Below are 25,984 nucleotides of genomic sequence, written 5' to 3' on the forward strand. Positions count from 1 at the left end.
CAGCTGCTACCCCTACAGCAACTTCCAGCTCGACCCTGATCCCCTCCGAGGGCGCCTTCGGCACGCCGCGGAACACATGCCGATCCACGGCCGCGTGCGCTACAGGCGCAACACCGCCTTCAACTTGGCGAAGGCCCGTGCAATTGCGATCCAGACGCGGTCAATCCACGGTCGCTGTTGCTCGTCGTGGACGACGTGACGCGCGATCTGATTGCGCATGACCAACGACGCCTGGGCGGCCGAGAAAGCAGGCAACCATTCGACGTCGCCGCCTGAGATGATGTAGTGCGACTTGCACGGCGCGTCGCAGACCGAAATCGAGGGGCGGACGGTGGCCAATCCGTTCTTCCCGAAGACCTGGTGACTATCGGGCACAAGCAGCGTCACTCTATGTCCGCACCCGCATGCGCAGGATAGGGCCGCAACGTCGAACTCTTCGGAATGGTACAGAACTCCTTGGTCCATCTGCTTGGGCAGGCGTTCGACGGCTTGGTAGGTGAAGCGCATGATGGCCATCATGACTTGTCGATCTCCAGCGTCGCGGTATCGAAGATGCTGCACGTCGCTTCGTCGAGGCGATCCAGGAGCTTGAAATGCTGCTTGAACCTGATCACGGCCATGACGGCGTTGAGCGCGTTCAGCTCGGTGATCTGCGCCTGTTTGCGGTATTCGTTAACCTTGGCATTCTGCGTGGGCAGTCGCGCGGTGCCGACATTTTCGTCGAATGCCTTGCGGTCGGTGCCCGTCGCGCGCACGAATCCGCTCAGGCCGACGAGCGATCGGTCAAGGCCCATGCCACAGTCGATGTATGGAATGCCTCGCGCGCTAAGCCAATCGACGATCAGGAGACGCGCTGGTCCATCGTCCACCGACACGAAGACGAAGTCGAAGCCCTTAAGGCGCTCGATGTTCGACGCGGTGATCCGCTCCGGCACCGGCTCCAGGCCCGCATGCCAGTTTCCGTACAGCCGTGCCAGCGCATCGACCTTGAGCTCGCCGATCGCGCGTGGGATGAAGCCCGGAATGCGGAAGATGGTGTGAACGTGAATCTTGTCGTCGTCGAACATCGCGATGCGATCCAGATGCGTGCGTGCGACGAAGTCCAGGATGTAGGATCCGGTCCCGCCGAGGCCGATGATCGCAATGCTCTTGCCGCGAAGAAGGGCCGAGATGTCGTTCATTTGATACCTTGAGGACATCGTGTCAGGGTATCGCAGGGGGCTGCCTTGCGCCGCGGCCTTCACCGCGATGCCGCGCAGCGGCGTCGCGTCCGGATAGGCGGCAAGCGCCGGGCCCGTGATGACGTCGACATAGGTTTCGACCTTTTCCTGGAACGAGCGATAGGCGCGGATCGCACCGTTCTCCTGCAGCTTGAACGAAAACGACTGACTGGTGACGAGATCCTGAGCAATCGTCACGGTATTCGGTCCACCGCCGAGGCGAAGCTCGCGCTTCGCCTGGTCGCACGGACGGCTGCCCCGCCACCATGCCTGATGATCGGACGGCGTATCGATCACAGCGTTGTTCAGATCCAGCGGGCTTGCCCAATCTCCATGCTGAAGCGCGCCCTGAGCATCCAGGTACGGTAGCCCGTATATGATCAGATAGCCGCCCACGAAGCCGAGTTCGTAGCCGAGCTCCTCGAGATCCTTGACGAACGGATTATGACTCGCCAGTTCCGGCAACCCTAAAGCGCATGCCATCTTTAACCGCCACCTTCTGTCCAGGAGCCAATGTGCCGTTCGGATTTTCCGCCGGCCCATGTGAGAACTTCACCAGGTATTCGTTCGAGGGGCTGCCGCCGCTCCCGAGATACAAATCGACGACCTGGGCATACGAAATGTGCTTGTGGTCGATCTCGTGCTCGTCGGTATTGACGAAGATCGCTAGAACCTTCTGACTGTAGAAGTGCTCGTCTTTCTTTAGGTGGATCGGCTTGCCGTCGCGCGGCACAGGCTTGTCTTCCTTTTCGCCGTCGACCTCCCGGTACAGCCGCTGATGGGGTGGGATGTCGGCAAGAGCGTAGAGGTGTTCGCCCGTGGTGGGGTTCGGCGAGTCGTATGGTTCGCGGTTGACATGGATGCGCACCAAATGCGCGAGGACATCGACGGACATTTCGATAAACCTTCCTGCCTCTCGGCACTTGCATTGCGCGGGCGGCGTTGTATGACTGGTGTCCAGTCAGACAACACTCAGAGTGTTGAAAACGCCCTGTCCGCGAAGCGGGTGAGGGCGCGTTGTCCAGCCAGACAACACTATAAATGTGGCGAAATTCTGTCGGAGGTCGGATGCCGGAAACGGCTCTTGGAATTTGGTTGAAGGAGTTGCGGGAACGCCGCGGCATGAGCCTGCGGGAAGCCGCCGAACGAAGTCGCGTCGATCACGCCTACATCTACCGTCTTGAGACGGGCACGAAGGAGGCACCCTCGGCAGAGGTGGTCGACAAGCTGATATCGGCGCTTACGCCACCCGAGCGCGACGCGGAGATCCTTCGTTTTCTCGTCGACCGCACCAACATCGATGTGGGCCTTGTTAAGTTCGTCCAGGGCGATCCGACCGTCACGTTCGATCAGTTTCACATGATGACGACGGTCGTGAATCGCGGAGCACGACCCGACTACGCGACCTCTCTTGCCCGCATCCGCAAGTTCATGACTTAGGGAGCGCCACCGTGATCGATGAGCTCGACATCGCTATGAAGGCGCGTGAGTTCATCCGGTTGTGCGGCCCGTCGGCGGTGCCGGTTTCCGTCGATGCATACGCTGCGCAGATCGGTGGTCAGGTGCTCAAGGAGACGTTGGGGGAGAACGAGGACGCTTGGTCGTTCCGCGATAGCGCTGGCAGGTACCGCATCTGCGTGAACTGCACCCACAATGCGAGGCGCCAAAGGTTCAGCGTCTGCCATGAGGTGGCCCATGTCGTCCTCGGGATACCCTCCGACCACACGGCGCCGAGCTGGAGCTATTCGCGCCGGCCGCCGGGAGAGATTGCCTGCGACGTTTTCGCAGCCGAGCTGCTGCTGCCGTATCAGCAGTTCAAGCCTCGGGTCGATGGATCGGACCTATCGATCGCAGCGATCGGCAGCCTTGCGGACGAGTTCGACGCGTCGTTGATTTCCACGGGCTCGCGCTTCGCGACCTTCTCTCGCGAAATCTGCGCCTTGATCGTCTCCGAGGGAGGCAAAGTGCGCTACAGTGCCCGCTCCGCACGTCTCCGCGAAGCGCGGGGGTGGATCAGGCCGGGCTTTCCGCTGCCAACGGATTCTTTCAGCGCCCGCATACGCGCTGGTGAAAGACCGTCGGGCCGCGAGGACGCCGACCCGGATTCGTGGTTCGAGGACTGGGCGCGAGACGGAGCGCTGTTCGAGGATGCGTTGCACCTGTCACAGTGGGACCAGACGCTGACGCTTCTGTGGTTCGACGACGAAGGTCTCGCAGCTCCGGTTCCGGAACGAAAGCAATGGGACGACGACGCGTATCTGCTGCGCGAGCTCGATGGGATTCTTCCTTGGCCCAGCGGCAAGAAGCGTAGGTAGACATTTCAGGTTTCTGAACCAATGGCGATCTGGTCGCCGCCTAGTCAGCGCGCGGGCCCAGATGATCATCGCATCAAAAGATTCCCGATGTCGGGCCCCGTTACGCCGTCGAGGCCGAGGTGATCTGCACGGTGGCGAGGTCGCCGTCGTCCAGAACCTTCCGGACGTTCGCTCGCGCGTCATCGTCCGCCTTCGGGCCCATCATGACCTCGGTGATGTTGGCCTTCAAAAGGGGTTGGGGGATCTCCACGCGCGGACGCGCGGGTGCGTTCTTGATCGGGATGCCGGGCTTCTTGAGATCGTTAACGGCCAGAAGTCTGGTCTCGACCTGGTGGGCCCACTTGTCCGACTTGGTAGTTACTGAATTCCAGAGGATCTCGACGTACATGTAGGCGGCCATCAGATGCAGGAAAGCTTCCTCGTCTTCCGGCTTGAGCAGAAGTCCCTGCTGATGGGCCTGCTTGATCGTCTGCACCGCGCTGTCGACGATCGCAGCGTGGCGAATCTTCGCTGCGGGCTCGCCGTACTCGACCTTCCCGAGGAACGTCTTCTCCTCGGGTTTGTAGGTCTTCTTTTTCTCGAGCCCAAAGAGCTTGGGCCCCAAGCCGATCGCAATTCCTTTCCCGCCGTCGGCATAGTCGGCCCATTGCCTCGCATCGTCCTTTTGACCGAAGCTGGCCGAGTAGAATTCGAACCGGTCCCTGATCCTCGAGAAGGCCATGTCCTCGACCAGCGGCTTCAGAAAGACCTTCATGTTGACGTCCTCGCGCTCCAGCGCCGCGGCCAGCAGTGCATGGGAGATGGCGAACCCAAACGACAATTCCTGATCGTCATCCATGTGATAGACGCTAGTGAACCAGAACGTTTCCGAAGCGATGATCGCCTCCAGCGCTGCCACCGAGGTGTAGTGGAAAAGGGGCTCGGTCGGTGCGCCCCTCTCGTTGCCTTTCGCCATGCGAAGCACGCTGGCTTGGTTGAACCGATCGGCAAGCTTTTCCGCGCGGCGATGCATGATTCGGATGTCCCCCGAGGCCGTGGACGGAGCCTCACGGCGCATTGAATACCGGCGAAACGACCGCGTCGAGTGCATGTCGTTTTGGCGGCCGCCAAGAAGCCGGCGGCAGGGCGCCATCGGAAGTCGGCGTAGGCGGTCCTATGCGACCCCCGTATTGACGCCAGACCGCCTGGCAGGCCTGTCAAACAACGGTATCGCTCCGATATCTCTCAACATGTTCTGCGTGTCACTTGCCTACGCTGCGAGCGGATTATCGAGATCTAGAAGGCCGATGCCGTTCGGCTTTATGGTTCGCAGGTGCTTTGGAGGGACGTCGGGCAGAAGCTCTTGGATATTTTTTGCCAGCAACGCACGGGGCGGTACTGGGCCAACGAATCCTTTGGGATCACGGAGGCCGCCCGAACGGGGGATTGTGTCATGCACGGATCGTCATGCGACGTGACGAGCGGCGGCATAAACATCCGCACGGAATATCTTGACGCGAACGAGCCGGTCGTGAAGACACAGGTGTAGAAAGCCGGCATACGACTAGCCCAGCTACTCGATACTGCCTTGCAAAATTAGCTGGCGAATTCAAAACAGACGTGACGTTTCGCGTCCGGCTCTGCCGGTTGGGCTCTCGTAAACCGAGCAGCAAAGCTGCGTCTCGGCCTTCGGCTTCGATCCCTTCGCGCGATAATGTGTCGCTCGCCGGAGGCACTCGGTCCCGGGTCCCGCCTAAAGGCGGCGCTATGCTGGCCCTCCTGCGGGTGCCTTTTTAACCGGTCTCGCGACTGCCGACTGGCCTTCGCTTCGCTGCGGCACAGACGCCCTTTTCCTTTTTAGGCGCTAAGGGCTCCGCCCTCGCGCGGGCAAGGGTGAAATCCCGGAAGATCCGGGACCGGCCGGGGCGGTCTCCCCGACCTTCCGCGCGGACGGCAAGACCGGATAGTTGCCACCATCGGAATCCGCTTGTGCAGGCCGGGTGATCCCCCTCCGCCCCGGCCGCCTTTGCCCTTGCTACCCCGGTCTCGCCGACGGGCAGAGCCGCAGCGCAGCGCTGCGCCCCAAGCCCAAAGGAGAACGATCATGTCTGCCAAGAACGTTGAAATCATCCAGCAGAGCGGGACGGAGATTTTCATTCCGCTCAACAAGCTTAAGAAGTCCCCGAACAACGCCCGCAAGACGCCGCACAGCGAGGCGTCGATTGAGGCTTATGCGGCTAGCATCGCCGCGAAAGGCATCCTGCAAAATCTTGTTGTCGAACCGGAACTGGACGGTGATGGTGCGGCTACCGGCTTTTACTTCGTCACCATCGGCGAAGGCCGCAGGCTGGCGCAGCTTCTGCGCGTCAAGCGCAAGGAGATCAAGAAGGCCGAGCCAATCCGCTGCGTCATCGACACCGCGAATGACGCCTTCGAAATTAGCCTCGATGAAAACGTCACGCGCGAGAACATGCATCCCGCCGACCAGTTCGAGGCGTTCAAGAAGCTGGCGGAAGAACGCGGGTTCGGTGCGGAAGAAATCGCCGCCCGGTTCGGCGTGACGCCGCATGTGGTGCGGCAGCGCCTTCGCTTGGGTGCGGTGTCGCCCAAGCTGATGCAAATCTATCGCGACGGCGATCTGGCGCTCGACCAGTTGATGGCCTTTGCGATCGCCGAGGACCATGCCCGGCAGGAAGCGGCCTATGAGCGCCTATCCTATAACCGCGATGCCAGCACGATCCGCCGCCTGCTCACCGAAACCCACGTCGCCGCCACGGATCGCCGCGCGGTCTTCGTCGGTGCGGAGGCCTATACCGAGGTGGGTGGCACGATCCTCCGCGATCTCTTCACCGAGGATCGGGGCGGCTATTTCGAGGATGTGGCCCTTCTAGACCTGCTTGTGATGGCGAAGCTGGGGCGTGAAGCGACCTCCTTGCAGGAGGCTGAGGGGTGGAAGTGGGTGCAAGTCCATCTCGACTATCCCCACAGTCACGGACTGCGCCGGGCCTATCCGCAACCGGTGGACTTGTCCGCCGAAGATCAAGCTGCCTTGGATGCCGCACAGGCCGAGTTCGACAGCTTGACGGAGCAGTATGAGAGCGCGGAGGAATTGCCTGATGAAGTCGATGCGCGTCTGGGCGAGCTTGAAACTGTGATCGAGCGGCTTGAGGCGAAGCGTCAGGCCTATGATGCCGATGACGTCGCGCGTTGCGGGGCCTTCGTGATCCTCAATCACGATGGGACAGTGCGCGTCGAACGCGGCTTCATGCGGGCCGAGGACGAGAAACCGGAGCCGGAAACGCAGGACCAAAGCGGCGAAGCAGAGGGCGGTGACGCCGAGGGTGACAATTTGGGCGCGGAGGATGAGGATGCCGACGATCACAAACCGTTGTCGGACATCCTGATCCGCGATCTCACTGCGCACCGGACCCTCGGGCTTCGCCTCGCCTTGAGCGAACAGCCAGAGGTCGCCATTGTTGCGGTGACCCATGCGCTCGCCGCGCAAATCTTCTATCGCGGCGCGGACGCGCACGTTCTCGATATCCGTCTGGTCAACACAATGCTGGCCTCACATGCGGATGGTATCGACGATACAAAAGCCGGTAAGGCGTGGGCTGATCATCACGCGCGTTGGGCGGCGCAAATGCCGCGTGACGTGACCGACCTGTGGTCTTTTGTCGTTGAGCTTGACCATGATAGCCGCATAGCGCTGTTCGCGCACTGCGTTGCGCTCACGGTCAACGCAGTGAGACTGCCGTCGGAGCGCAGGCCCCGTGCGGTGGCAACGGCGAACCGGCTGGCGGAGGCCGTGTCACTCGACATGACCGCGCATTGGGCACCGACCGTGCAGGCCTATCTTGGTCGCGTCACCAAGACGCATATTCTTGCCGCCGTGCGTGAAGCTGTCAGCAATGAGGCCGCTGATTGGATGACGGACATGAAGAAGCAGGACATGGCGGAAGCTGCCGAGCAGTCGTTAGTCGGAACCGGATGGCTGCCTGTGCTGATGCGGACACCGCGTATCGGCCAAGAGCCTGCTGAACACCCGCAAGCGGATGCGGTCACGGAGACGAACTCTGACGCCTACTCCGTCGCTGCCGAATAAACGGCAGACCGGCACCGCTCAAGCGGTCCCGGCCTGCCATCGTGAGACGGTTGAAATTTATCTGCCGCGCGCCGGAGGGCGCGCGGCCGATCTTACGATACTCACGCCCTCCACGGGGCGCATTCTAGAAAGCGAAGCACTTTTCAAGATGAAGCCAATGGGGAAGGGCGCGTTATGGTCGGCGCCAAAGAGCCCGCCCGAAGGACGGTACGTCGCCGCGGATCATGCCGTGGCGCGACTTGCGATATCGGGTTCGACTGATCGACTCTCATTTTTCACCAGCGAGGTTACATCGTGACGGGCGTATCGATTTTTCCGAACATCGCGATTGCGAGCCGGCCCCACCGGTCTCGGGCTAAGAGTGTACCAACCGGCGCGCAGCAATGCGAGATCATGCGCTGTCGTTCGTCCGGTCACGCCTTCACTGTCGTTGATGCGCGGGCGCAGGTTTTTATGCGACCGGTGATGCCATGTCCTTGTGCGGCAGCGACGGCAGCGCTCATGGTCGTCTCCATCAGTCCGTTTTTGGCGCGTCCCACGCAACCTCGAATGGACGGATCAGGCCCGAGGGCCGGCTGCGCCTCGATCGCCTTCCCGCAACGGCTACGCCGGCTTTTTTCCCCTGCCGCGAAGTGGCGGCATTCCTCGCGAGGCAAAAAAGCCGTCTGCCGCCGTCCTCCGCTGCGCTGCGGGCCTGACGGCTGCGGGCCGATCGCTCCCCGGGCCAAGGACCGCCATCGAGGCTGCGATGGTCGCGGCCCGACAACAGAACGGAGACCACCATGGCTACCATCGGAACCTTCACTGCGTCGAACAACGGCTTCACCGGCTCGGTCAAGACACTGACGCTCAACGTCAAGGCGACATTCGTCGCGACCGACAAGGAAAACGACAAGGCGCCCGACTATCGTATCGTGACCGGCGCCACAGAGTTCGGCGCGGCCTGGAAGAAGACCGCACGGGAGACCGATCGCGAATATCTCTCGGTCAAGCTCGATGACCCCAGCTTCCCGGCGCCGATCTACGCATCGCTGGTGAAAGGCGAGGGCGACGACAGCTACACGCTAATCTGGTCCCGCCGTAACGGCGACTGATCCAACCCAATCGACGCGCCCCGCCTCTTCGGAGGCGGGGCTTTTTTCTGTGTTCATGACCACAACGGCGCAGAAAGAAGGGGGAAGGTCTTCGGCCTCCTTGTCGTTGGATGATCGCTAAGGGCTCCGCCCTCGCGCGCGCAAGGGTAAAGCGCCGAAGCCGGCGCCGGCCGGAGTGGTCTCCCCGGTCTTCCGCGCCAAGAGGAATTCATAGGACGCATGAATTCCACACGCGTGCAGACGCGCGCCCCGCTGGGCGGGTGATCCCCCTCCACTCCGGCCGCCCTTGCCCTTGCTACCCCGGTCTCGCCGACGGGCAAGGTTGCAGCGCAGCGCTGCGCTTCAACCTGCCCCAAAGGAGAATGAGCGATGACCATGCTATCCTTGACCCAGAACGAGCAGCCCGTTTCCAGCGGCTTTCGCGTTGACGTATCGCGCGGCGAGCGTGTTGGCCGCGTGTCGTCGGAATGGTTTTCCCGACCCGATGACGAGCGTTATCTGAGCCTGACCGATCTTTATGAAGCGGTATGCCGCCGCGCCGAGCGTGCGCAGACCCGCACCGTTGAAAGCCGTGCGGTCAGGGCGGAGGCAAGCCGTGACAGCGCCGAGCGGCTGGACCTGATCGTGCCGGGGCGTGATGAACCCGTTGCGCCGACGCATTGGAGCTTTGGGCAATTGTGCAGTCTTGTCGGCGCACCGTCATCCTATCTACGGCAGCTTCCCGCGCCGCTGGCTGGGATCAATCTGCAACACGGCTTGCTGTCCCACCGCGCCGAGTTGCTGAAAACCTTGGAGGCTGATGACGGTCGTGTCGAGCTTCGCGCCGTGACCGGCCCGGACTATGGCCGCATTTGGGATCACGAGTTGGTCGCCGCCGTCATGAAGATCGCGGGCAATGGGACCGAAGATACACGCTGGAAGGTGCCGGGCGTGCTCGATTGGAACAGCATGACGCACAATCCATTCGTGGACATCACCAAGGACACCACGACGCTCTACGCCAGCGACCGCGATGTATTCCTGTTTCTGGTGGATGACACGCATCCCATCGAGGCAGGACGTTTGTCGGATGGATCGCCGGATTTGTATTTCCGGGGCTTCTATTGCTGGAACAGCGAAGTCGGATCGAAGACGCTCGGCATTGCCTCATTCTATCTTCGGGCCGTCTGCATGAACCGCAATCTCTGGGGCGTTGAGAACTTCGAGCAAATCACCATCCGGCATTCCAAATTCGCCGCGCAGCGGTTTGCGCATGAGGCGTCACCCGCTCTGACAAGCTTCGCCGATTCGTCGCCTGCGCCGTTCATTGCCGGGATCAAGGCCGCGCGGGACCGGATCGTCGCTCGCAACGAAGAGGATCGGGAGAGCTTCTTGCGCAAGCGCGGCTTCTCCAAGTCGGAGACGGCGAACATCATCGCAACCGTATTGCATGAAGAAGGCCATCCGCCGGAAAGCGTGTTTGATTTCGTGCAGGGGATCACCGCACTCGCGCGCGGCAAGGTGTATCAAGATGCGCGCCTTGAACTTGAGGGGAAGGCGAAGCGGCTGCTGGAACGTGTCACCTGATGAGCGAATGGCCGCGCAGCCGGAAGTCCGGTTGCGCGGCTAGCGCTTCTCGAGACATTGGGTTTTGCAATTTTCCGCCGATCCGTTTTCCGGATCGGCGGCGGACGCGCAGCCGCGTCCGTGGCTCGCCGCGCCCGCGGCTCGGGAAGCACTGGCCGACTTCTGTCATTTTCCACCTAGAAAGCACTAGAGCCGATCGACATTCATTGGTTCCAGATCATTGCTGCGGCGAGGTGGATGAAGCCAGCAAAGTGCGAGGTTCGTCTGTCATAGCGTGTGGCGAAGCGCCGGAAGTGTTTGAGTCGGCAGAAGCAGCGCTCGATCCGATTGCGCTGCTTGTAGACGTTGATGTCGTGCGGAATGATGACCTTGCGGGTTCGGTTGGACGGGATGACCGCTGTTGCCCCCATATCGGCGATGATCGCGCGTAGCGCGTTGCTGTCATAGGCCTTGTCGGCAAGCACGGCTTCGCCGGCCTGGCCCTGGAGCAAGGCAGGCGCCTGGGTGACGTCGCCAGCCTGTCCGGCTGTGATGATGAAGCGGAGCGGGCGACCAAGTGTATCGGCCAGCATATGGATCTTCGTGGTCAGTCCACCTCGGGAACGCCCCAGCGCCTGATCTTTAGCCCCCCTTTTCCGCCCGCAGCCTGCTGGTGAGCGCGAACGATGGTGCTGTCGATCATCAGATACTGATTATCCCGGTCTGCCGTCAGGGCTGTGAACACGCGTTCCCAGACCCCGGCATGGCACCAGCGGCTGAACCGCCGATGTACCGTCTTCCACTTGCCGTACCGTTCCGGCAGGTCGCACCAATGCGCACCCGAGCGCAGAACCCACAAACAGCCGTTCACGAATAGGCGGTTATCAGCCGCTGTGCGTCCTGCGTCGCCAGCCTTGCCCGGCAGCAGCGGAGAAATCTTCACCCACTGCGCCTCATTCAATTCGTAGCGCTTCGCCCCCATCACTTGCTCCGTGCAAATCATGGAGCCCTATGAATCAGCGATTGAACCTCTTGGGAATCCTGAATGTCGATCGGCTCTAGGCCGACTTCGGCCTCTTTTTCTCACTGGCCGGAGATGGTCGTGTGAGCAGATCTGCCGCCTCAACACCGAGAACTCGCGCAAGCCTATCCAGAACATCAATGCTGGCTGCGTAAACGCTCCGCTCAAGTGCACTGATGTAGGTGCGGTCGATTTCAGCAAGATGTGCCAATTCTTCTTGCGACAGGCCCTTAACCCGTCGGAGTTTTCTCAAATTGAGTGCCAGCACCTCTCGTATATCCATGCCCAAGAGGGCAGCGTCTTGAAGAGTATTTCACCACGGAGTATTCTCTACAAAAATGCTGGTGCAACCGTTGATCCCTTCCAGTAAGTGCAACGGCGCTATAAAGATTGTGAATATTTGAGTAGGAATTTCATGAAGAACCCGCCGCTTGATCCCGACGTTGCCGACGTCGCGCCGACCGATCCGGCGCTAACGGTCTACGATGAGCAGCATGTTGTGACGTACATGCGCCTCTTAGCGGCCGAGTCAGACGGGGCGGATTGGCAAGACGTCGCGCGGATCGTGCTGCATATTGATCCAGACCGCGAACCAGTTCGCGCGCGCAATGCGTTTGATAGCCATCTGGTCCGCGCCAAATGGATGACGGAGCATGGCTATCGCCATTTATTGCGCGGAGGCGCGGCAAAGTAGACGAAATCGGTCATACAAACTTTCATTTGCGGAAAGGAATTATCTTCGTATGGCGATCACATTTGAGCATCAGGCGTTATGCTCAAAAAGAGGCTTCCTGCAACGTTATCGATCAGGGTTATTGCGCTGCAATCCTTCTGTTGTCGTAGGGAAGCAGAGCAATGCCTGAATTCGACTGGCGAGCGCCAGAGTCGTACAAGCGCGTACAAGATGCCGAAATCACCGCCATCGCCTGGGAATACCTTCGTCGCAATCCGGACTATCGGCGTGACTACGACGGGATGGTCAAGGCCGGACGCGTCCATAATGTGACAGCCGGATTCAGGGGGAGATGGGGCCTCTGCTTTCGCTCATGATCCGCAAGGGTCCTTTGACGAACAGACGATCTTCTGGGCGCCGGAGGCTCTGCCGACGGTGGTGCCAATCGGTCGACCCGCATCTTCTTCGAATGTTGACGGCGTAGGGCAGTCGCTCGTCGATCTGACGGCGGGCGATCTGCGCCGAGCGTCCGACGGTTGGCACGCGGTTCTGCGCATTCGTGGAGCTGAGCATCGTCTGTGGCTGGCTGAGCCGCCGACGATGAGCATGTCGTATACGGCGGTGCTGCCGCTCGACTCTGACTTCGAAGTTCGCGCGCACGCTGCCCACCGGCTGTGGCGGGCCATCAATGGGCGTGTGCCCGGTCCCGCATTCCATGAACTGTCTCTTCAGCGTCGTGAACGTTTGCTTCTGGCGGTTCGTGCGCTCGATGGGCGCATGGACGGCGGCAGCTATCGTGCGGTCGCAGAAGTGTTGTTCGGCAAGAAGCGCATCCCCGAGCGCGCCTGGAAAACCCACGATCTCCGCAACCGGACCATCCGTCTCGTGCAAAGCGGTTTTGCGCTGATGCGCGGCGGCTATCGCGAGTTGCTGCGTTACAGGCGCAAACAGAAGTAGCTCAGATTTCGCAGGGGTATCGCAAACGCACCCCCTGATGATCGGCATCCCCCTTCGCGGTCTTGCTCCTCCATCGTGACAACCGACGCGCAACGGTTCTCGCTGACGCGCGGTGTTATCAGGGAGCCTTCAAATGCCCGATCTTATGGCCGGCTTGCCGCCGCGCTTTCTGCGCACCCCCGAGGCCGCGCGATTCCTGGGTCTCTCCGGCCGCACGCTGGAAAAACACCGCACCTACGGTACCGGTCCAACCTACCGGAAGATCGGCGGCCGCGTCGTCTACGCGCTCGACGATTTGCAGGCCTGGGCCGATCGCGGTGCCAAAACGTCAACGTCCGATCCGGGGAAGGGTACCGTGCTGCCCGCCAAGAAACACGAGGCGGTGCTGCGTCCGTATGCCGGTCAAGAGCGACGTTGATTGTCGGGGAGCGCGTCGTGACGAGGCATCGGCATAAATCGGAGCGCGAACAGCTCGATCTCTTTCGCGCGTTGCCCGGCGATCTCGCGCCACGCGATGCGCAGGATCTGATGGCGTATCCGTTCTTTTCGCTCGCAAAATCCAGGCGTGTCGTGCCGATCGATTTTCGCGCGGGAACAATCGCCATTCGTGTCGAGGCCGTGCCGGAACATGGCATGGCGACCATCTGGGATGCGGATGTTCTGATCTGGGCTGCCTCGCAGATAGTCGAGGCGCGTGACGCCGGTTTGAAGACGTCGCGCCTGATGGCTGCAACACCTTACGAAATTCTGACCTTCGTCGGCCGCGGCACCGGTGCACGCGATTATGATCGGTTGAAGGCCGGTCTCGACAGGCTGCAATCAACCACGGTGCTGACCTCGATCCGCCAGCCGACAGAACGACGGCGGCATCGATTCTCCTGGATTAATGAGTGGAAGGAGATCGCCGATGCACATGGGCGACCATCTGGCCTTGAGCTGATCCTGCCGGACTGGTTCTACGCCGGCGTCCTGGACGACGCGCTCGTGCTGACAATTGACCCCGCCTATTTCGATCTGACCGGTGGACTTGAGCGCTGGCTTTATCGGCTGGTCCGCAAGCACGGCGGTCGCCAGGAAGGCGGCTGGAGCTTCGACTTTATCTACCTTCACGCCAAGTCCGGCAGCCTCTCGCCGCTCAAGCATTTTGCTTACGACCTGCGCGAGATCGTCCGTCGCCAGACGTTGCCGGGCTATCGGCTCATGATCGAGCGTGACCTACGCGGCACCGAGCGTCTCATCTTCGCGCCTCACCCGGTCGATCCATTCGCTGCGCGGCTGCGCAAGCGCGGGCTCCTTCCTCAATCGGAGGGCGGCCTGTGAATCAGCTCATGCTATCGGGGACCGCAACCCTCGTGCCATCAGGGACTTGGTCTTCGTGCTATCGGGGACCGAAACCGAGTCTAACGCCTTGTGGTTCAACGCTTTGCAGCGCCCGTAACTTTCCTAACCTAAAATCCTTCGGATTTTCTCTAACGGACCCGGCGTTCATTGCTGCGGGGGATAACCAGCAAAGGCTCAGCGCGAGCACAGTTCGCGTCTCGTTTCCGAGTCCGATGCAGAACCCAAGCATTGGCAAAACGTGGCTGCGGCAACAGGTGCGCTCTGCGCAAGGCCGGGCCGCGATGGCGTTGCTGTCGGTCAAACACCCACATCGATTGCCAGGTTCCGCCCCACGCAATCGGTGTCTCCGATCGCTGAAGCATGGCCGACGTGCATCGTCGCCGTCGACCTGCAACTAGGCTCATCTTTTCAAGCATGGAGGAAGTTCATGAGCGATCTCACGCAGGTCGAGATTCTGTGGCTTGAGAAACGTATCGAGAACCGGATTCGCTTCGGCCGCATTGTCGAAGAACAGATTCTCGATCGCCGTCGGCGCGTTGTGTCATTTGCGCCCGGCAGCATCTTCGCGTTCGTCCGCTGGACCTCAAATGACTTTGGCACGGTCATCTCGCGGATCGACATCTTGCGCGCAGTCGCGGCCGGTCAGCGTTGTTCAACGGTACCCTATGTGAAACCCGGCGGCGAAATTCTGTTGCGGCTGTCGGGCTGGCCCAAGGTCGAGCGGGTGCTGCAACTGATCGATGCGATCGAAGCGCTCGGCATCGATCCCGCGGATGCTGCACCCGATTATTGGCATCACGTCCATAACCGCTTGTCGGTCAACGAAGCTCCACGGACCTACACAAAATCGCGTCACCAGGCCTGGCTTCACCGGCGGAGGATTGCGCCATGAATGATCGGTTCGCGACGCTCGCAGTTATGCTTATTGGGATCACCGTTCTCGTTGCCCCGGCCGTCACGGAGCCGGTTCCCCTCTACGTGTGGAATGCTTCCGGAAGTGTACCGCTTGGCCTCTATCGCTTGCGGCCCGCAGGCAAGTTGTTTGTCACCGAACTCGTCGCCATCAAGCCACCCGAGCCGCTGGCGACCTTTCTTGGCCTGAACGGCTATCTGCCAGTCGGCATTCCCATGTTGAAGCGGGTGCTGGCGCTTCCGGGGCAAACGGTTTGCAGAAGCGGGCGCACAATCTCGGTCGATCAGATCGACATGGGCGAGGCGCGCGAGCGAGATAGTCGCGGCCGGCCGCTGCCGGTCTGGCACGGCTGTCGTGTTGTCTGCGAGGACGAACTCTTTCTCATGAACTGGCAGTCGAAGGACTCGCTGGACGGTCGCTACTTCGGGCCGATCGCGGCATCCGCCGTTGTCGGCCGTGCATTCCCTGTCTGGACCAAGGAGGAGTGATGGTGCGCATTTCTCTTTCTCGATCTGCCATTCCTCTGTTCGACCGGATGCTGCACCATTCCTCCGTCCCGCCCAGAATTCGCAACGCCGCCGCGCGCAGCGGCGGTCCAGGGCGGCCGCAAGGCCGGCGCGAAGCAGCTTTACCCTGGATGGGCGCGAGCACGGTGGCATGTTTGCGTCGTTTAGGGACGGCAGCTTGTACCGTCGTGATGGTGTTGTCGTTTGCGATCGTGCAGGTTGATGCCGCACAGGTTGATAACGCATCAACCGGACATCCGCCGAGCGCACGGCCTGCCGTGTCGTTTGCGAATCTCATCGAAGAGGCCTCACGCCGCTTCGCCTTACCGGCGCACTGGATACGCGCCGTGATGACTGTCGAAAGTGCCGGTGACGTGCGGGCCAGATCGCCAAAAGGCGCGATGGGGTTGATGCAGATCATGCCCGAGACCTGGGCGGACCTGCGTGCACATCACCGCTTCGGCCATAATCCTTACGATCCGCGCGACAACATTCTGGCCGGTGCTGCGTACCTGCACGAACTGTACGACCGCTATGGCTCGCCCGGTTTCCTCGCCGCCTATAATGCGGGCCCTGGCCGCTACGAACAATATCTCGCGGGCCGACCGCTGCCGGCCGAGACCCGCGCTTATGTGGCAACTCTTGCTCCATTGGTCGGTGGCGGTGAACTCGCCGGTTGGATCTCCGTCGCAGTTCGTCATTCGAAGTCATGGACCGAGGCGCCGGTGTTCATCAGGCGACCCGAACGCACAACCGCTGCCGATCAGGTGTCGGCTGCGCGGCGATCGGACCACGCTCCAGCGACCGGCCCGATGCGCGATCTCTCTGCAATTCTGCCGCAAGCGCGCAGCCTTTTCGTTGTTCGATCCAGCGCGGGAGACCTGCAATGACTGGATGTGCAGTCTGGCTCGCCATGGCGTGCTCCGGGATAGAATGGCTGGGAAGGCGAGGACAGCAGGGAAGCACGACAGCGGGACGGCGAGATAAAAGCGGCTCACCGCTCGAACCGCAAGCCATTGGAATGGCTTGGGTTCGGCCGTGCCGGTCGGTCGGGGAGCGTGCCGCGCCTGATGCTTTCCCCAATGAATTCAATTGTATTTTCAGCACTGCTCCCCATTCAGCGTTTGTGGAGCCTTTGCCATGAGTGCAGGCGACAGCGATTTTCGCATCCGGCCTGGCCGCATCCGCGGCACGCGAGCGCCAAAGCCGAAGAGCTTCATCAATCAGGTGCTGCGTGCGGCGAAGAAAGCCGGTCACAGCTCCAGTCTTGCAGCTGTGGGTAAGCGCTCCTCGAGCTACGGGCGCTCGACCTTCGGGCGCGGCCGGATCAGTTTTAGCCGTAGCCGCCTGTTCAGCCCGGCGCGGCGCGCGGTGGTGAAGGCTCGCATCGTTCGGCATCAAGGCCGTTCCTTCCGTTCCGCGCCACTGACCGCTCATCTCTCGTACCTCAAGCGCGATGGTGTCACCCGTGACAGCGAGAAGGCGGTGATGTTCGATGCCGGCAGTGACCGCACTGACGACGGGGGCTTCGCCGATCGCTGCAAGGACGACCGGCATCATTTCCGTTTCATCGTCTCGCCCGAGGACGCCGGTGAGATGACCGATCTCAAAGCCTTCACGCGCGATCTCGCCCGGCAAATGGAAGTCGATCTCGGTACTCGGCTCGATTGGGTCGCCGTCGATCACTGGAATACGGACAATCCACATGTTCATCTGCTCGTGCGCGGCGTCGATCAGACCGGCGCCGACCTCGTGATCTCCAGAGACTACATCAGCCGGGGCCTACGCTCGCGCGCCGAGGAGTTGGCATCTATCGAGCTTGGTCCCAAGCCCGAGCACGAGATCCGCAACGCCCTGGAAAAGGAGATCGCGGCCGAACGCTGGACGCGGCTCGACGTCGAGATCCGCATGGCCGCCGATGAAACCGGCGCCATCGACCTGCGCTCCGAAAATCCCGGCCAAGGCGATCCCGAAATCCGCCGCCTGATGATCGGGCGGCTCCAGCACCTGGAGAAGATGGGCCTTGCCGCGTCGGCCGGCTCCGGCGAATGGATGGTCGGGCTGGAGGCCGAGCGCAATCTTCGCGATCTCGGCATGCGCGGCGACATCATCAAGACCATGCATCGCGCCTTCACGGAACGCGGGGATGCTCGCGGCGTCGCCGACTATGTGATCGATAGTGAGAAGCCGAACTCGCCGATTGTCGGCCGGCTGGTCGACAGGGGACTGCATGACGAACTGACCGGCGAGGCCTATGCCGTCATCGATGGCACGGACGGTCGCGCCCACCATGTTCGCTTCCGAGGAATCGAGGCATTCGAGCACGCCCCGCCGATCGGAGGGATCGTCGAGGTCCGCCGCTTTGGTGGGCTGGATGATCCGCGCCCGATGTTGGTGCTCGCCAACCGCAGCGATTTCGACCTCAATCAGCAGATCACTGCACCCGGCGCGACCTGGATCGACCATCGCCTCGTCGAGCGCGATCCGATGCCGCTCGCCATGGGCGGATTTGGTCGCGAAACGCGCGATGCCATGCAGGCTCGTGCCGAACATCTCACAGGCGAGGGGCTCGCCCGCCGGCAGGGTCAGCGCATCATCATGCAGCGCGATCTCTTGAACACCCTGCGTCGACGCGAACTGGACGCGGCGGGTGCAAAACTCTCAGCCACGACGGGATTGCAGCATATGAAGGCCGCGACCGGCGAGCATGTGAGCGGCACCTATCGTCAACGCCTGACGCTCGCCTCCGGCCGTTTCGCCATGGTCGACAATGGCCTCGGTTTCCGGCTCGTGCCCTGGTCGCGCGAGATCGAGAAGAAGCTCGGCCAGCACGTCGCCGGCGTCACCAAAGACGGTGGCGGCATCGAGTGGAGCTTTGGTCGCAAACGAGATCTGGGCTTGTAGCTCCGTCGTTTCCACCACCCTCAATCACAGACAAGGACGTTCGTCATGTCCGCGACCAAAATCCTCTGGGGCCAAATCATTGTCGTCTTCCTGATCGTGTTGCTCACCATCTGGGGCGCGACCGAATGGACGGCGTGGCGACTCGGCTTCCAGCCGGAGCTCGGCCGGCCCTGGTTCGAACTCGCCGGGATGCCGGTCTACTATCCGCCGGTCTTCTTCTGGTGGTGGTACATCTTTGATGCCTATGCACCACAGGTCTTTGTCGAGGGCGGCTTCATAGCTGCTTCCGGCAGCTTCATCTCGATCGCGGCGGCGATCGGCATGTCAGTGTGGCGGGCACGGGAGGCGAAGAACGTCGAGACCTACGGTTCGGCGCGCTGGGCCGATCTGCGCGGGGTGAAGGCAGCCGGGCTGCTTGGCGCCGATGGCGTCGTGCTGGGCCAGCTCGGCCATGAGTATCTGCGTCACGACGGCCCGGAGCATGTGCTGTGTTTTGCGCCAACCCGTTCCGGCAAAGGCGTCGGCTTGGTCGTGCCGTCGCTCTTGACCTGGCCGGGCTCGGCGATCGTCCACGACATCAAGGGCGAGAACTGGCAGCTCACCGCCGGTTACCGTTCGCGGCACGGCCGCGTGCTGCTGTTCGATCCAACCAACGCCAGGTCTTCGGCGTACAATCCACTGCTGGAAGTCCGCCGCGGCGAATGGGAGGTGCGTGACGTCCAGAATGTCGCCGATGTGCTGGTCGACCCGGAGGGGTCGCTCGACAAGCGGAACCATTGGGAGAAGACCAGCCATTCGCTGCTCGTCGGCGCGATCCTGCATGTCCTCTATGCCGAGGTGGACAAGACGCTGGCCGGCGTCGCCGCGTTCCTCTCGGACCCCAAGCGGCCGATCGAGACGTCGCTGCAAGCGATGATGACCACGCCGCACCTCGGCGAGAAAGGTCCGCATCCCGTTGTTGCCTCGACCGCACGCGAGCTGCTGAACAAGTCCGACAATGAACGGTCGGGCGTGTTGTCCACTGCCATGTCGTTTCTCGGCCTCTACCGCGACCCCGTCGTCGCCGAAGTGACGTCCCGCTGTGATTGGCGGATTGCCGACTTGATCGCCGATCCCCAGCCCGCCACGCTCTACCTTGTGGTGCCGCCGTCCGATATCTCGCGGACCAAACCGCTGATCCGCCTCGTGCTGAACCAGATCGGCCGCAGACTCACCGAGGATCTGCATGCGAGGGATCGCCGTCACCGCATCCTGATGATGCTCGACGAGTTCCCAGCACTTGGCCGGCTCGACTTCTTCGAATCCGCCCTGGCCTTCATGGCGGGTTACGGCATCAAGAGCTTTCTGATCGCGCAGTCGCTGAACCAGATCGAAAAGGCCTACGGGCCCAACAACGCGATCCTCGACAACTGCCATGTCCGCGTCAGCTTTGCCACCAACGACGAGCGCACGGCGAAGCGTGTCTCGGATGCGCTGGGTACAGCGACCGAGATGCGCGCCATGAAGAACTATGCGGGTCACAGGCTGAATCCCTGGCTTGGTCACCTCATGGTCTCGCGGCAGGAGACGGCAAGACCGCTGCTGACGCCGGGCGAGGTGATGCAGCTCCCGCCCACTGACGAGATCGTCATGGTTGCCGGTACGCTCCCGATCCGGGCTAAGAAAGCTCGCTACTACGAGGATCGCCGTTTCACCGAACGGGTGCTGGTGCCGCCTGATCCCGCGAAGTCTGGCCAGTCGTCACGGACGGACGGATGGTCGGCTCTAATACCGCAGCCACCGGACGCTGTGCTGCTTGGTGAGATCCACAAGGCGGAACAGGACGCTGCCAACAGCGGCTTGCGCCGCGAACCCGAGCTTCCCGATCACATCGCCATCGTCAGGGAGACGACCGACCCGAGGCCGGCGGAAGAGTTTGCCATTGTGCTCGATGACGAGTCGGACGATGCCGCCAGTCGGACCCGCATTCTGCGCCAGCAGATGCGTGGCATCGCCCGCCAGGTCTCGCTTGACCCGAATGATGGCATGGAGTTGTGAGACCATGCGGGACCGGATGAATGTGTATTTTCCGCCGGAGCTTCTGAAGCAGATCGCCGATCTCGCCGACCGCAAGAAGCTTTCTCGATCGGCGATCGTGGAAGCGGCCGTCGTCTCATTCCTATCTCCGGACGGAGCGGACAGGCGCGAGGCGGCGTTCGCGCGCCGTCTCGACCGGCTGTCGCGACAAATGCAGAGGCTGGAGCGGGATGTTGGCCTTACCGCCGAAACGCTGGCCTTGTTCATTCGCTTCTGGCTGACGATTACGCCACCCCTGCCGAATGATGCGCAGGCTGCCGCCCAGATCAAGGGCCGCGAGCGCTTTGAAGGTTTTATCGAGACCCTTGGCCGCCGACTACAGAAGGGCCAGAGTTTTTTACGCGAGATCCCGGACGACATTGTGAACCAAAAAACAGATGGAGCTGATCGATCTCTCTGACTAGAAATCTTTAGGACCAACAGGTCGATCGAGGAGGCTTCGGTACCAATCAAACTCCTGAAGGCTGACGAGTGGGCGATGTTTACGGGCGGGCCGAGCGCGCAAATGGGGGCATTGGTGTGCGGCCGGGACACCGCGAACTCTGCGCCGCCTAAACGCCTGACGACGTCACTTTCGCGCTCGACTGGTTGAACTTACGCGCAACGGCCTCAAGTACAAAGTCACCGTGCGCATCATTGATGGACTCGAATTTGCCGGTGCCGCACAACACCGCTGAGCGTTGATGCGAACTGCCGAGGATAACGATCGATAATGCAACATTATCACTCGTTTTTATTAACCATAACCTGGGGCGCTTTGGGCCGATTTAATGGCGCAAAGCGCCGTACCGCCTTACGCTGCGCCATGTCGTCCCGCGCCCACATCATTCCCGCAGCACCCCGCCGCTTCCCGCCGATGCCGGGCTGGGCGCGGCTGCGCGATGTCCCTGGTATGACGGACGATGCGCCATTTGTCGCTGGCGCAGCGCTTGCCGCGCTGCACCCGATCGCGCGCGACGAACATCTGCTGGGCACGTTGTGGCGCCAGCGCCTCGCGCTCACTTGCGCAGCTAAGCTGGCCGGGCAGGGCGGCCGGACGGAAGACGAAGCGAGGCTGCGTGACGCTTGGTATCTGCGCCAAAGCAGCGACGATCCGGGCCCGGCCGGCCACGTGCTCGGCGCCTGGCGCCGGCTCGGGACCAGCAAGGCGCTCACGCTGAAGGAGACGTGGCCGACACTGCTGCCGGCGCTCATGGCTTGCCGCGACGACGAAGCGCTGCAGGAGACGATCGCATGTGCCCTCGCGCAATGCATCGGCGGCGGCAATCCGGTGCAAGCCGCCGCGGCAACGGCGGCGATGAGCCTGCGGCTGCGACCGGACTGCTGGCCGCTGGCCCTGTGGCTGGCCGATGCCGTGCTCGCCCATCGCCTCAGCTGGCCGGCGCCGGTGCCGCTGCTGGCGGCGCATCTCACCGGCAATGGTCTGCGCCGGGCGGCAACGAACTGCGATGAGCAAGGCTGGATGCAGGTCTGCAGCCTGGCTTATGCGCGCGCCGCGGCGGCGGCATGGGACCGCTATGCCGAGCTCGGACACCGCGCCGATCGTTTGCTCGGCGCGGCGCCGAAATTGCGAGGCAAGGACGCCGACACCATGGTGGCGACCTTACTCAGCGAGGACGCGCAGCCGGCGCGGGGAGGGCAGACCGCCAGCGATCGCTCCAGCCGCCGGCTGTTCGAACGTCTGGTGTCGCTCGGCGTCGTCCGCGAACTGACCGGCCGCCCCACGTTCAGACTGTACGGGCTGTAGAATGGGACGCCGACCAAAAGCCAACGTCACGCTGGATACCTCGCTGCCGGATCTGCCGAGCGCGCTACGCTGGCGCGAATGGATGGGCCGCGTCGAAGCGGTGATCTTTGCCGCACGTGAACCGGTCACCCGCGCCATGCTGGCGAAGGTCGTCGGCCCCGACTGCAACCTCGATCTGATCATCGATGACATCCAGGCCGAGCTGCGCGGCCGCCCCTATGAGCTGGTCGCCGTCGCCGGCGGCTGGCAGCACCGCACCCGCAAACAGTTTGCCGATGCGATCCGCACCGCAACCGGGGCCGGGGAGCCGGGCAGCACGCTGTCGCCGAGCGAGATGCAGGTGCTGCTGTGCGTGGGATACTTCCAGCCGATCACCCGGGGCGAGCTCGGCAAGTTCTTCGGCAAGGAGATCAGCCGCGACGTCATCGGGCATCTGCGCAGGCTCGACCTGATCGGCTCCGGGCCGCGGGCGCCGCAGCCCGGCGCGCCGTACACCTATGTGACGACCAAAGCGTTCCTGACGCAGTTCGGATTCGATACGTTGCGCGACCTGCCGGACATCGAGGCGCTCGAGGATGCCGGGCTGCTGAGCAAGGACAAGCGGTTTGCAGGGGACGTCTTGCCCGGCGCCGGTGACGAGTAAGGTCTCTACAGCAGGTCCTTTGAATGAACGCCTTCGTCAGGCGCGCAGGGCGGGCGAGAGCCTCAGCGCCGGAACGCGGAGCCGAGGAGCCAGAATATCGTGCGGATGGCGACGATCACCGCGGTGATCTGAATCCAGAGAAATCCACCAAGCTCGCGCAGGATGATCTCTGCCTGGGCTCCCCAGTAGCTCGGCAGGGAATCCCCGACGGATTCGATAGCGCGCGTGCCAGCGCGCATGCCGTCGCGGATCCACTCGGGCTTGTAGACGAAGGTCACGATGAGGAGCCCCCAAGCGAGCAGCATGGTAAAAAATCGGAAGCTTTGCACCCGTGCGTGATGTTTGAAGCCGGTGTATCTTGGTTCGGGCGGCATCGCGTATCCTATCAGGCGAGGGGCAATGTTTTTATTTGGAAGCCTAACCTACAACCACTGAATTAGCTCCGGGCCAATGAGTCGGGCCGTCTACAGGGTACCTGGGGCGATACGGCTTGACCTAGACCACGCTTTCGCGCGGCCTGCCGGCAGGCCAGCACCGACGAACCAGCTACTCGCTCTGATAGAAAAGATTGGGCTCTACCCCGAAAACGCGTTACGGTTTCCGAGCGCAAAACACGCGTGGATTGGGAGAGAACCATTGATACGCGAAATTAGCGTTGCGAATGTCGCAAGTTATTCGCCCACAGGCATTACGCTTAAGGAGCTCAAGCCGGTCAATTTTTTCTTCGGAACAAACGGCACCGGCAAAACCACGATTTCGCGCGTGATAGCAGATCCGGCCACCTATCCGACCTGCACAGTAATTTGGGCCGAAGTGCAGCCGCTTAAGGCACTCGTGTACAACCGCGATTTCGTGGCTCAAAACTTTACACCGCAGCTCAAGGGGATTTTTACGCTCGGCAAGGCCGAGCAGGATACTCTCGACAAGATCGCCAAGGCTAAGAAGCAGATCAACGAAACGCGCGAGGATATTGGCAGACTTCTGGGTACACTGGGGCCTGCCGATAACTCGGATGGCAAACGCCGGGAGCTGAAACAGCTGCGCGAAAAATTCGAGGCGGAGTGCTGGCAGATCAAAGGCCGCCACGACGCAAGTTTTAAAGATGCGTTTACCGGTCTCCGAAATTCGAAGGACAAGTTCTGTGACCGCGTGCTGCACGAACTTGAGCAGAACACAGCCGAGCTTGTCGCCCTGGACGCACTCAAAGCGCGGGCAGTTAGCATATTCGATCAATCCGTGGAAACTCTTACTCCCATCATTCCGCTCGATGCGCGCGATCTGCTTGAAGCGGAGGCCGAGCCGATTCTTGCCAAGAGAGTAATTGGCAAAGAAGACGTTGATGTTGCGGCACTGATCCGGCGTCTTGGGAATAGCGATTGGGTGCGACAAGGCTTGCCATACCTCGAAAAGGGTGGCCAGTGTCCCTTCTGCCAGCAAAAAATCCAGGACGACCTGGCTGACCAATTGAACGCCTATTTCGACGAAGCGTTTCAAGCCGATACGGCGGAGATAGCGCGCACCTTTGAGCGTTACGAAGTGCACTCAGAAGATATCGGCAGAAAGCTGCGAGACAACTGCCGGCGCAGAGCATCGCTTTATAAACGAGGTTTCTTTCCGCGCGGATATCGACCGGCTTGCGGCGCGTCTTGCAACGAACCGGCGTTTACTCGAAGGGAAAAAGAAAGAGCCGAGTGCGCCCGTGACGTTGGAGTCGATCGGAGAGATCGTTTCGGCCATCGAACGCCAGATTTCGGACGCGAATGCAGAAATCAAGAAGCACAACGCGCTCGTGAAAAACCTTGCTGTTGAACGAAATAAGTTGAGTCAGGAAATCTGGAAGTGCCTGCTCAACGAAAATGAACCGTTGTTGAGCACCTTTACGGCGGCGCGCAGCAATCTCGACAAAGCCATTCAGAGATTAAGCGAACAGATTACTGGCAAAGAAGCACAACTCTCGGGCGCGACTGCAGAGCTCCGCGCGCTTGAGAAAACGGTCACCAGCGTCCAGCCTACCGTTGATGAGATCAACGGCCTGCTGAATTCCTTCGGGTTTTCAGGATTTAAGCTGAAGACCGCGGGCGAACATGATCATTTGTACGAAATTGTCCGCGATGACGGCGGAAACGCCAATGAGACGTTAAGTGAGGGCGAGAAAAGCTTCGTTAGCTTTCTATATTTCTATCAACTACTGCGTGGAAGTCTGTCAGAAACCGACATTAACGACGATCGCGTTGTGATTTTCGATGATCCTGTTTCTAGCCTCGACAGCGATGTCTTGTTCGTAGTCAGCGCACTCATGAAGCGCGTGATCAAACAGGCAATGGAGAAGAAGGGTCAGATCAAACAGGTGTTTGTTCTGACTCATAATATATACTTCCACAAAGAAGTTTCATTCAATCCTGATCGCCGCACCGGAAATGCTCTAAAAGATGAGACATTCTGGATCATCCGTAAGCCTGCCGGAGTCACCGAGGCCATTTCGTACCGGACCAACCCGATCAAGACCTCTTATGAGTTACTATGGCAAGAAGTGCGAGATCCGAACAAGCTCACAATCCAGAATGTACTTCGCCGGGTTATCGAAAACTATTTCAAGATCCTCGGCGGGTTCGATCCGAACAGTATTACGGCTGAGTTTACGGGTAAGGATCAGCAGGTATGCTCCTCACTGCTCTCATGGGTGAATGATGGCTCTCACAGCGCTCACGACGAGCTTTACATCTCGCAAGATGACAGCATGATTGAGCGCTATCTCGACGTATTCAAGCGCATATTTGATGTCATGGGGCATGATGCACACTATCGAATGATGATGCGCATCGAAGATAATGAAGAGGCTAAACAGATCGCAGCCGCGCAGCCGTTCGCAGTGGCTGGTGGTTAGAGCGGATATTGCATTGCACCAATGCTGATAATCAAACGTCCATTGACGGCATTTAGATCGT

General features: G+C 61.1%; 26 protein-coding genes and 1 pseudogene. 20 read left to right on the forward strand and 7 right to left on the reverse strand.

Annotated elements, in window-relative coordinates; translation table 11 throughout:
- Positions 1 to 99 precede the first annotated feature (99 nt).
- Genes SFY93_RS08535 through SFY93_RS08545 form a run of 3 tightly spaced genes read right to left on the reverse strand, consistent with a single transcriptional unit; the run spans position 100 to position 2,115 of the window.
- Positions 100 to 519 (reverse strand): ubiquitination-like system serine protease family protein, encoded by a 420-nt coding sequence (locus tag SFY93_RS08535; RefSeq protein WP_320446746.1) that lies wholly within the window; start codon positions 517 to 519, stop codon positions 100 to 102.
- A complete protein-coding gene (locus SFY93_RS08540) occupies positions 516 to 1,763 on the reverse strand; it encodes a ThiF family adenylyltransferase (protein ID WP_320446747.1) in 1,248 nt (415 codons plus the stop codon). Before SFY93_RS08540 ends, SFY93_RS08535 begins: the two co-directional genes overlap by 4 nt.
- Entirely contained in the window at positions 1,663 to 2,115 is a 453-nt protein-coding gene (locus tag SFY93_RS08545) for a multiubiquitin domain-containing protein (RefSeq protein ID WP_320446748.1), read from the reverse strand. The genes SFY93_RS08540 and SFY93_RS08545 overlap by 101 nt, the downstream gene beginning before the upstream one ends.
- A gap of 173 nt (positions 2,116 to 2,288) precedes the next feature.
- Between SFY93_RS08545 and SFY93_RS08550 the strand changes: the two genes are divergently transcribed.
- Both SFY93_RS08550 and SFY93_RS08555 read left to right on the forward strand, forming a co-directional pair.
- Positions 2,289 to 2,660 carry a helix-turn-helix domain-containing protein gene (locus SFY93_RS08550; protein WP_320446749.1) on the forward strand — a complete coding sequence of 124 codons (372 nt, stop codon included), beginning with the start codon at positions 2,289 to 2,291 and terminating at the stop codon, positions 2,658 to 2,660.
- A gap of 11 nt (positions 2,661 to 2,671) precedes the next feature.
- Complete coding sequence (locus SFY93_RS08555; protein WP_320446750.1) at positions 2,672 to 3,535, forward strand: ImmA/IrrE family metallo-endopeptidase; 864 nt, start codon at positions 2,672 to 2,674, stop codon at positions 3,533 to 3,535.
- Between the two features lie 100 nt (positions 3,536 to 3,635).
- Here the strand turns inward: SFY93_RS08555 and SFY93_RS08560 are convergent, their stop codons facing one another.
- Positions 3,636 to 4,547, reverse strand: coding sequence for a DUF2971 domain-containing protein (locus SFY93_RS08560; RefSeq protein ID WP_320446751.1), 912 nt, complete (start codon positions 4,545 to 4,547; stop codon positions 3,636 to 3,638).
- A gap of 1,071 nt (positions 4,548 to 5,618) precedes the next feature.
- Between SFY93_RS08560 and SFY93_RS08565 the strand changes: the two genes are divergently transcribed.
- The 3 genes from SFY93_RS08565 to SFY93_RS08575 all read left to right on the forward strand — a co-directional run bounded on the left by SFY93_RS08565 (position 5,619) and on the right by SFY93_RS08575 (position 10,279).
- Positions 5,619 to 7,619 carry a ParB/RepB/Spo0J family partition protein gene (locus SFY93_RS08565; RefSeq protein ID WP_320446752.1) on the forward strand — a complete coding sequence of 667 codons (2,001 nt, stop codon included), beginning with the start codon at positions 5,619 to 5,621 and terminating at the stop codon, positions 7,617 to 7,619.
- Positions 7,620 to 8,401: 782 nt separating this feature from the next.
- Complete coding sequence (locus SFY93_RS08570; protein ID WP_320446753.1) at positions 8,402 to 8,713, forward strand: DUF736 domain-containing protein; 312 nt, start codon at positions 8,402 to 8,404, stop codon at positions 8,711 to 8,713.
- Between the two features lie 375 nt (positions 8,714 to 9,088).
- The gene (locus tag SFY93_RS08575) at positions 9,089 to 10,279 is read left to right on the forward strand and encodes a DUF932 domain-containing protein (RefSeq protein WP_320447723.1); all 1,191 of its coding nucleotides are present in this window, start codon (positions 9,089 to 9,091) and stop codon (positions 10,277 to 10,279) included.
- Between the two features lie 203 nt (positions 10,280 to 10,482).
- Here the strand turns inward: SFY93_RS08575 and SFY93_RS08580 are convergent.
- Positions 10,483 to 11,240 (reverse strand): IS5 family transposase gene (locus tag SFY93_RS08580; protein ID WP_320446754.1). Its coding sequence is split into 2 segments (ribosomal slippage): positions 10,483 to 10,898 and positions 10,898 to 11,240, totalling 759 coding nucleotides; the frame shifts between segments, so codons are not numbered across the junction.
- Positions 11,241 to 11,316: 76 nt separating this feature from the next.
- Positions 11,317 to 11,562: a helix-turn-helix domain-containing protein gene (locus tag SFY93_RS08585; protein ID WP_320447724.1), complete on the reverse strand. Its 246-nt coding sequence runs from the start codon at positions 11,560 to 11,562 to the stop codon at positions 11,317 to 11,319.
- Positions 11,563 to 11,694: 132 nt separating this feature from the next.
- Between SFY93_RS08585 and SFY93_RS08590 the strand changes: the two genes are divergently transcribed.
- The 13 genes from SFY93_RS08590 to scpB all read left to right on the forward strand — a co-directional run bounded on the left by SFY93_RS08590 (position 11,695) and on the right by scpB (position 23,039).
- On the forward strand, positions 11,695 to 11,973 hold the full coding sequence (locus tag SFY93_RS08590) for a DNA -binding domain-containing protein (protein ID WP_320446755.1): 279 nt from the start codon (positions 11,695 to 11,697) through the stop codon (positions 11,971 to 11,973).
- A gap of 161 nt (positions 11,974 to 12,134) precedes the next feature.
- The gene (locus tag SFY93_RS08595) at positions 12,135 to 12,329 is read left to right on the forward strand and encodes a transcriptional regulator domain-containing protein (RefSeq protein ID WP_320446756.1); all 195 of its coding nucleotides are present in this window, start codon (positions 12,135 to 12,137) and stop codon (positions 12,327 to 12,329) included.
- Positions 12,330 to 12,387: 58 nt separating this feature from the next.
- Entirely contained in the window at positions 12,388 to 12,909 is a 522-nt protein-coding gene (locus SFY93_RS08600) for a DUF2285 domain-containing protein (RefSeq protein WP_414717090.1), read from the forward strand.
- Between the two features lie 133 nt (positions 12,910 to 13,042).
- Positions 13,043 to 13,327: a helix-turn-helix transcriptional regulator gene (locus SFY93_RS08605; protein WP_262047337.1), complete on the forward strand. Its 285-nt coding sequence runs from the start codon at positions 13,043 to 13,045 to the stop codon at positions 13,325 to 13,327.
- A gap of 17 nt (positions 13,328 to 13,344) precedes the next feature.
- The gene (locus SFY93_RS08610; RefSeq protein ID WP_320446757.1) at positions 13,345 to 14,229 is read left to right on the forward strand and encodes a replication initiator protein A; all 885 of its coding nucleotides are present in this window, start codon (positions 13,345 to 13,347) and stop codon (positions 14,227 to 14,229) included.
- Positions 14,230 to 14,677: 448 nt separating this feature from the next.
- Positions 14,678 to 15,142: a DUF2840 domain-containing protein gene (locus SFY93_RS08615; protein ID WP_320446758.1), complete on the forward strand. Its 465-nt coding sequence runs from the start codon at positions 14,678 to 14,680 to the stop codon at positions 15,140 to 15,142.
- Positions 15,139 to 15,651: a S26 family signal peptidase gene (locus SFY93_RS08620; protein WP_320446759.1), complete on the forward strand. Its 513-nt coding sequence runs from the start codon at positions 15,139 to 15,141 to the stop codon at positions 15,649 to 15,651. The genes SFY93_RS08615 and SFY93_RS08620 overlap by 4 nt, the downstream gene beginning before the upstream one ends.
- A complete protein-coding gene (locus SFY93_RS08625) occupies positions 15,651 to 16,559 on the forward strand; it encodes a lytic transglycosylase domain-containing protein (RefSeq protein ID WP_320446760.1) in 909 nt (302 codons plus the stop codon). Before SFY93_RS08620 ends, SFY93_RS08625 begins: the two co-directional genes overlap by 1 nt.
- 250 nt (positions 16,560 to 16,809) lie before the next feature.
- Positions 16,810 to 18,573, forward strand: coding sequence for a relaxase/mobilization nuclease domain-containing protein (locus tag SFY93_RS08630; protein WP_320446761.1), 1,764 nt, complete (start codon positions 16,810 to 16,812; stop codon positions 18,571 to 18,573).
- A gap of 45 nt (positions 18,574 to 18,618) precedes the next feature.
- Positions 18,619 to 20,610, forward strand: a complete 1,992-nt coding sequence (locus SFY93_RS08635; RefSeq protein ID WP_320446762.1) for a conjugal transfer protein TraG — start codon at positions 18,619 to 18,621, stop codon at positions 20,608 to 20,610.
- A 4-nt stretch (positions 20,611 to 20,614) separates the two neighbouring features.
- Positions 20,615 to 21,049 carry a CopG family transcriptional regulator gene (locus tag SFY93_RS08640; protein WP_320446763.1) on the forward strand — a complete coding sequence of 145 codons (435 nt, stop codon included), beginning with the start codon at positions 20,615 to 20,617 and terminating at the stop codon, positions 21,047 to 21,049.
- Positions 21,050 to 21,454: 405 nt separating this feature from the next.
- The gene (locus SFY93_RS08645) at positions 21,455 to 22,396 is read left to right on the forward strand and encodes a DUF1403 family protein (protein ID WP_320446764.1); all 942 of its coding nucleotides are present in this window, start codon (positions 21,455 to 21,457) and stop codon (positions 22,394 to 22,396) included.
- Position 22,397: 1 nt separating this feature from the next.
- Positions 22,398 to 23,039, forward strand: coding sequence for an SMC-Scp complex subunit ScpB (gene scpB / locus SFY93_RS08650; RefSeq protein WP_320446765.1), 642 nt, complete (start codon positions 22,398 to 22,400; stop codon positions 23,037 to 23,039).
- 62 nt (positions 23,040 to 23,101) lie between these two features.
- On the opposite strand, the gene SFY93_RS08655 is transcribed toward scpB, so the two are convergent.
- Positions 23,102 to 23,413 (reverse strand): hypothetical protein, encoded by a 312-nt coding sequence (locus tag SFY93_RS08655; RefSeq protein WP_320446766.1) that lies wholly within the window; start codon positions 23,411 to 23,413, stop codon positions 23,102 to 23,104.
- A 76-nt stretch (positions 23,414 to 23,489) separates the two neighbouring features.
- Here SFY93_RS08655 and SFY93_RS08660 point away from each other — a divergent pair.
- Positions 23,490 to 24,596 (forward strand): annotated as a pseudogene (locus SFY93_RS08660) (AAA family ATPase); the annotation flags it as partial.
- Complete coding sequence (locus tag SFY93_RS08665) at positions 24,562 to 25,923, forward strand: AAA family ATPase (RefSeq protein ID WP_320446767.1); 1,362 nt, start codon at positions 24,562 to 24,564, stop codon at positions 25,921 to 25,923. The pseudogene SFY93_RS08660 and the gene SFY93_RS08665, both read left to right, overlap by 35 nt.
- The last annotated feature ends 61 nt before the right edge of the window (positions 25,924 to 25,984 follow it).

The sequence above is a fragment of the Tardiphaga sp. 42S5 genome, from assembly GCF_034044155.1.
Classification (GTDB): Bacteria; Pseudomonadota; Alphaproteobacteria; order Rhizobiales; family Xanthobacteraceae; genus Tardiphaga; species Tardiphaga robiniae.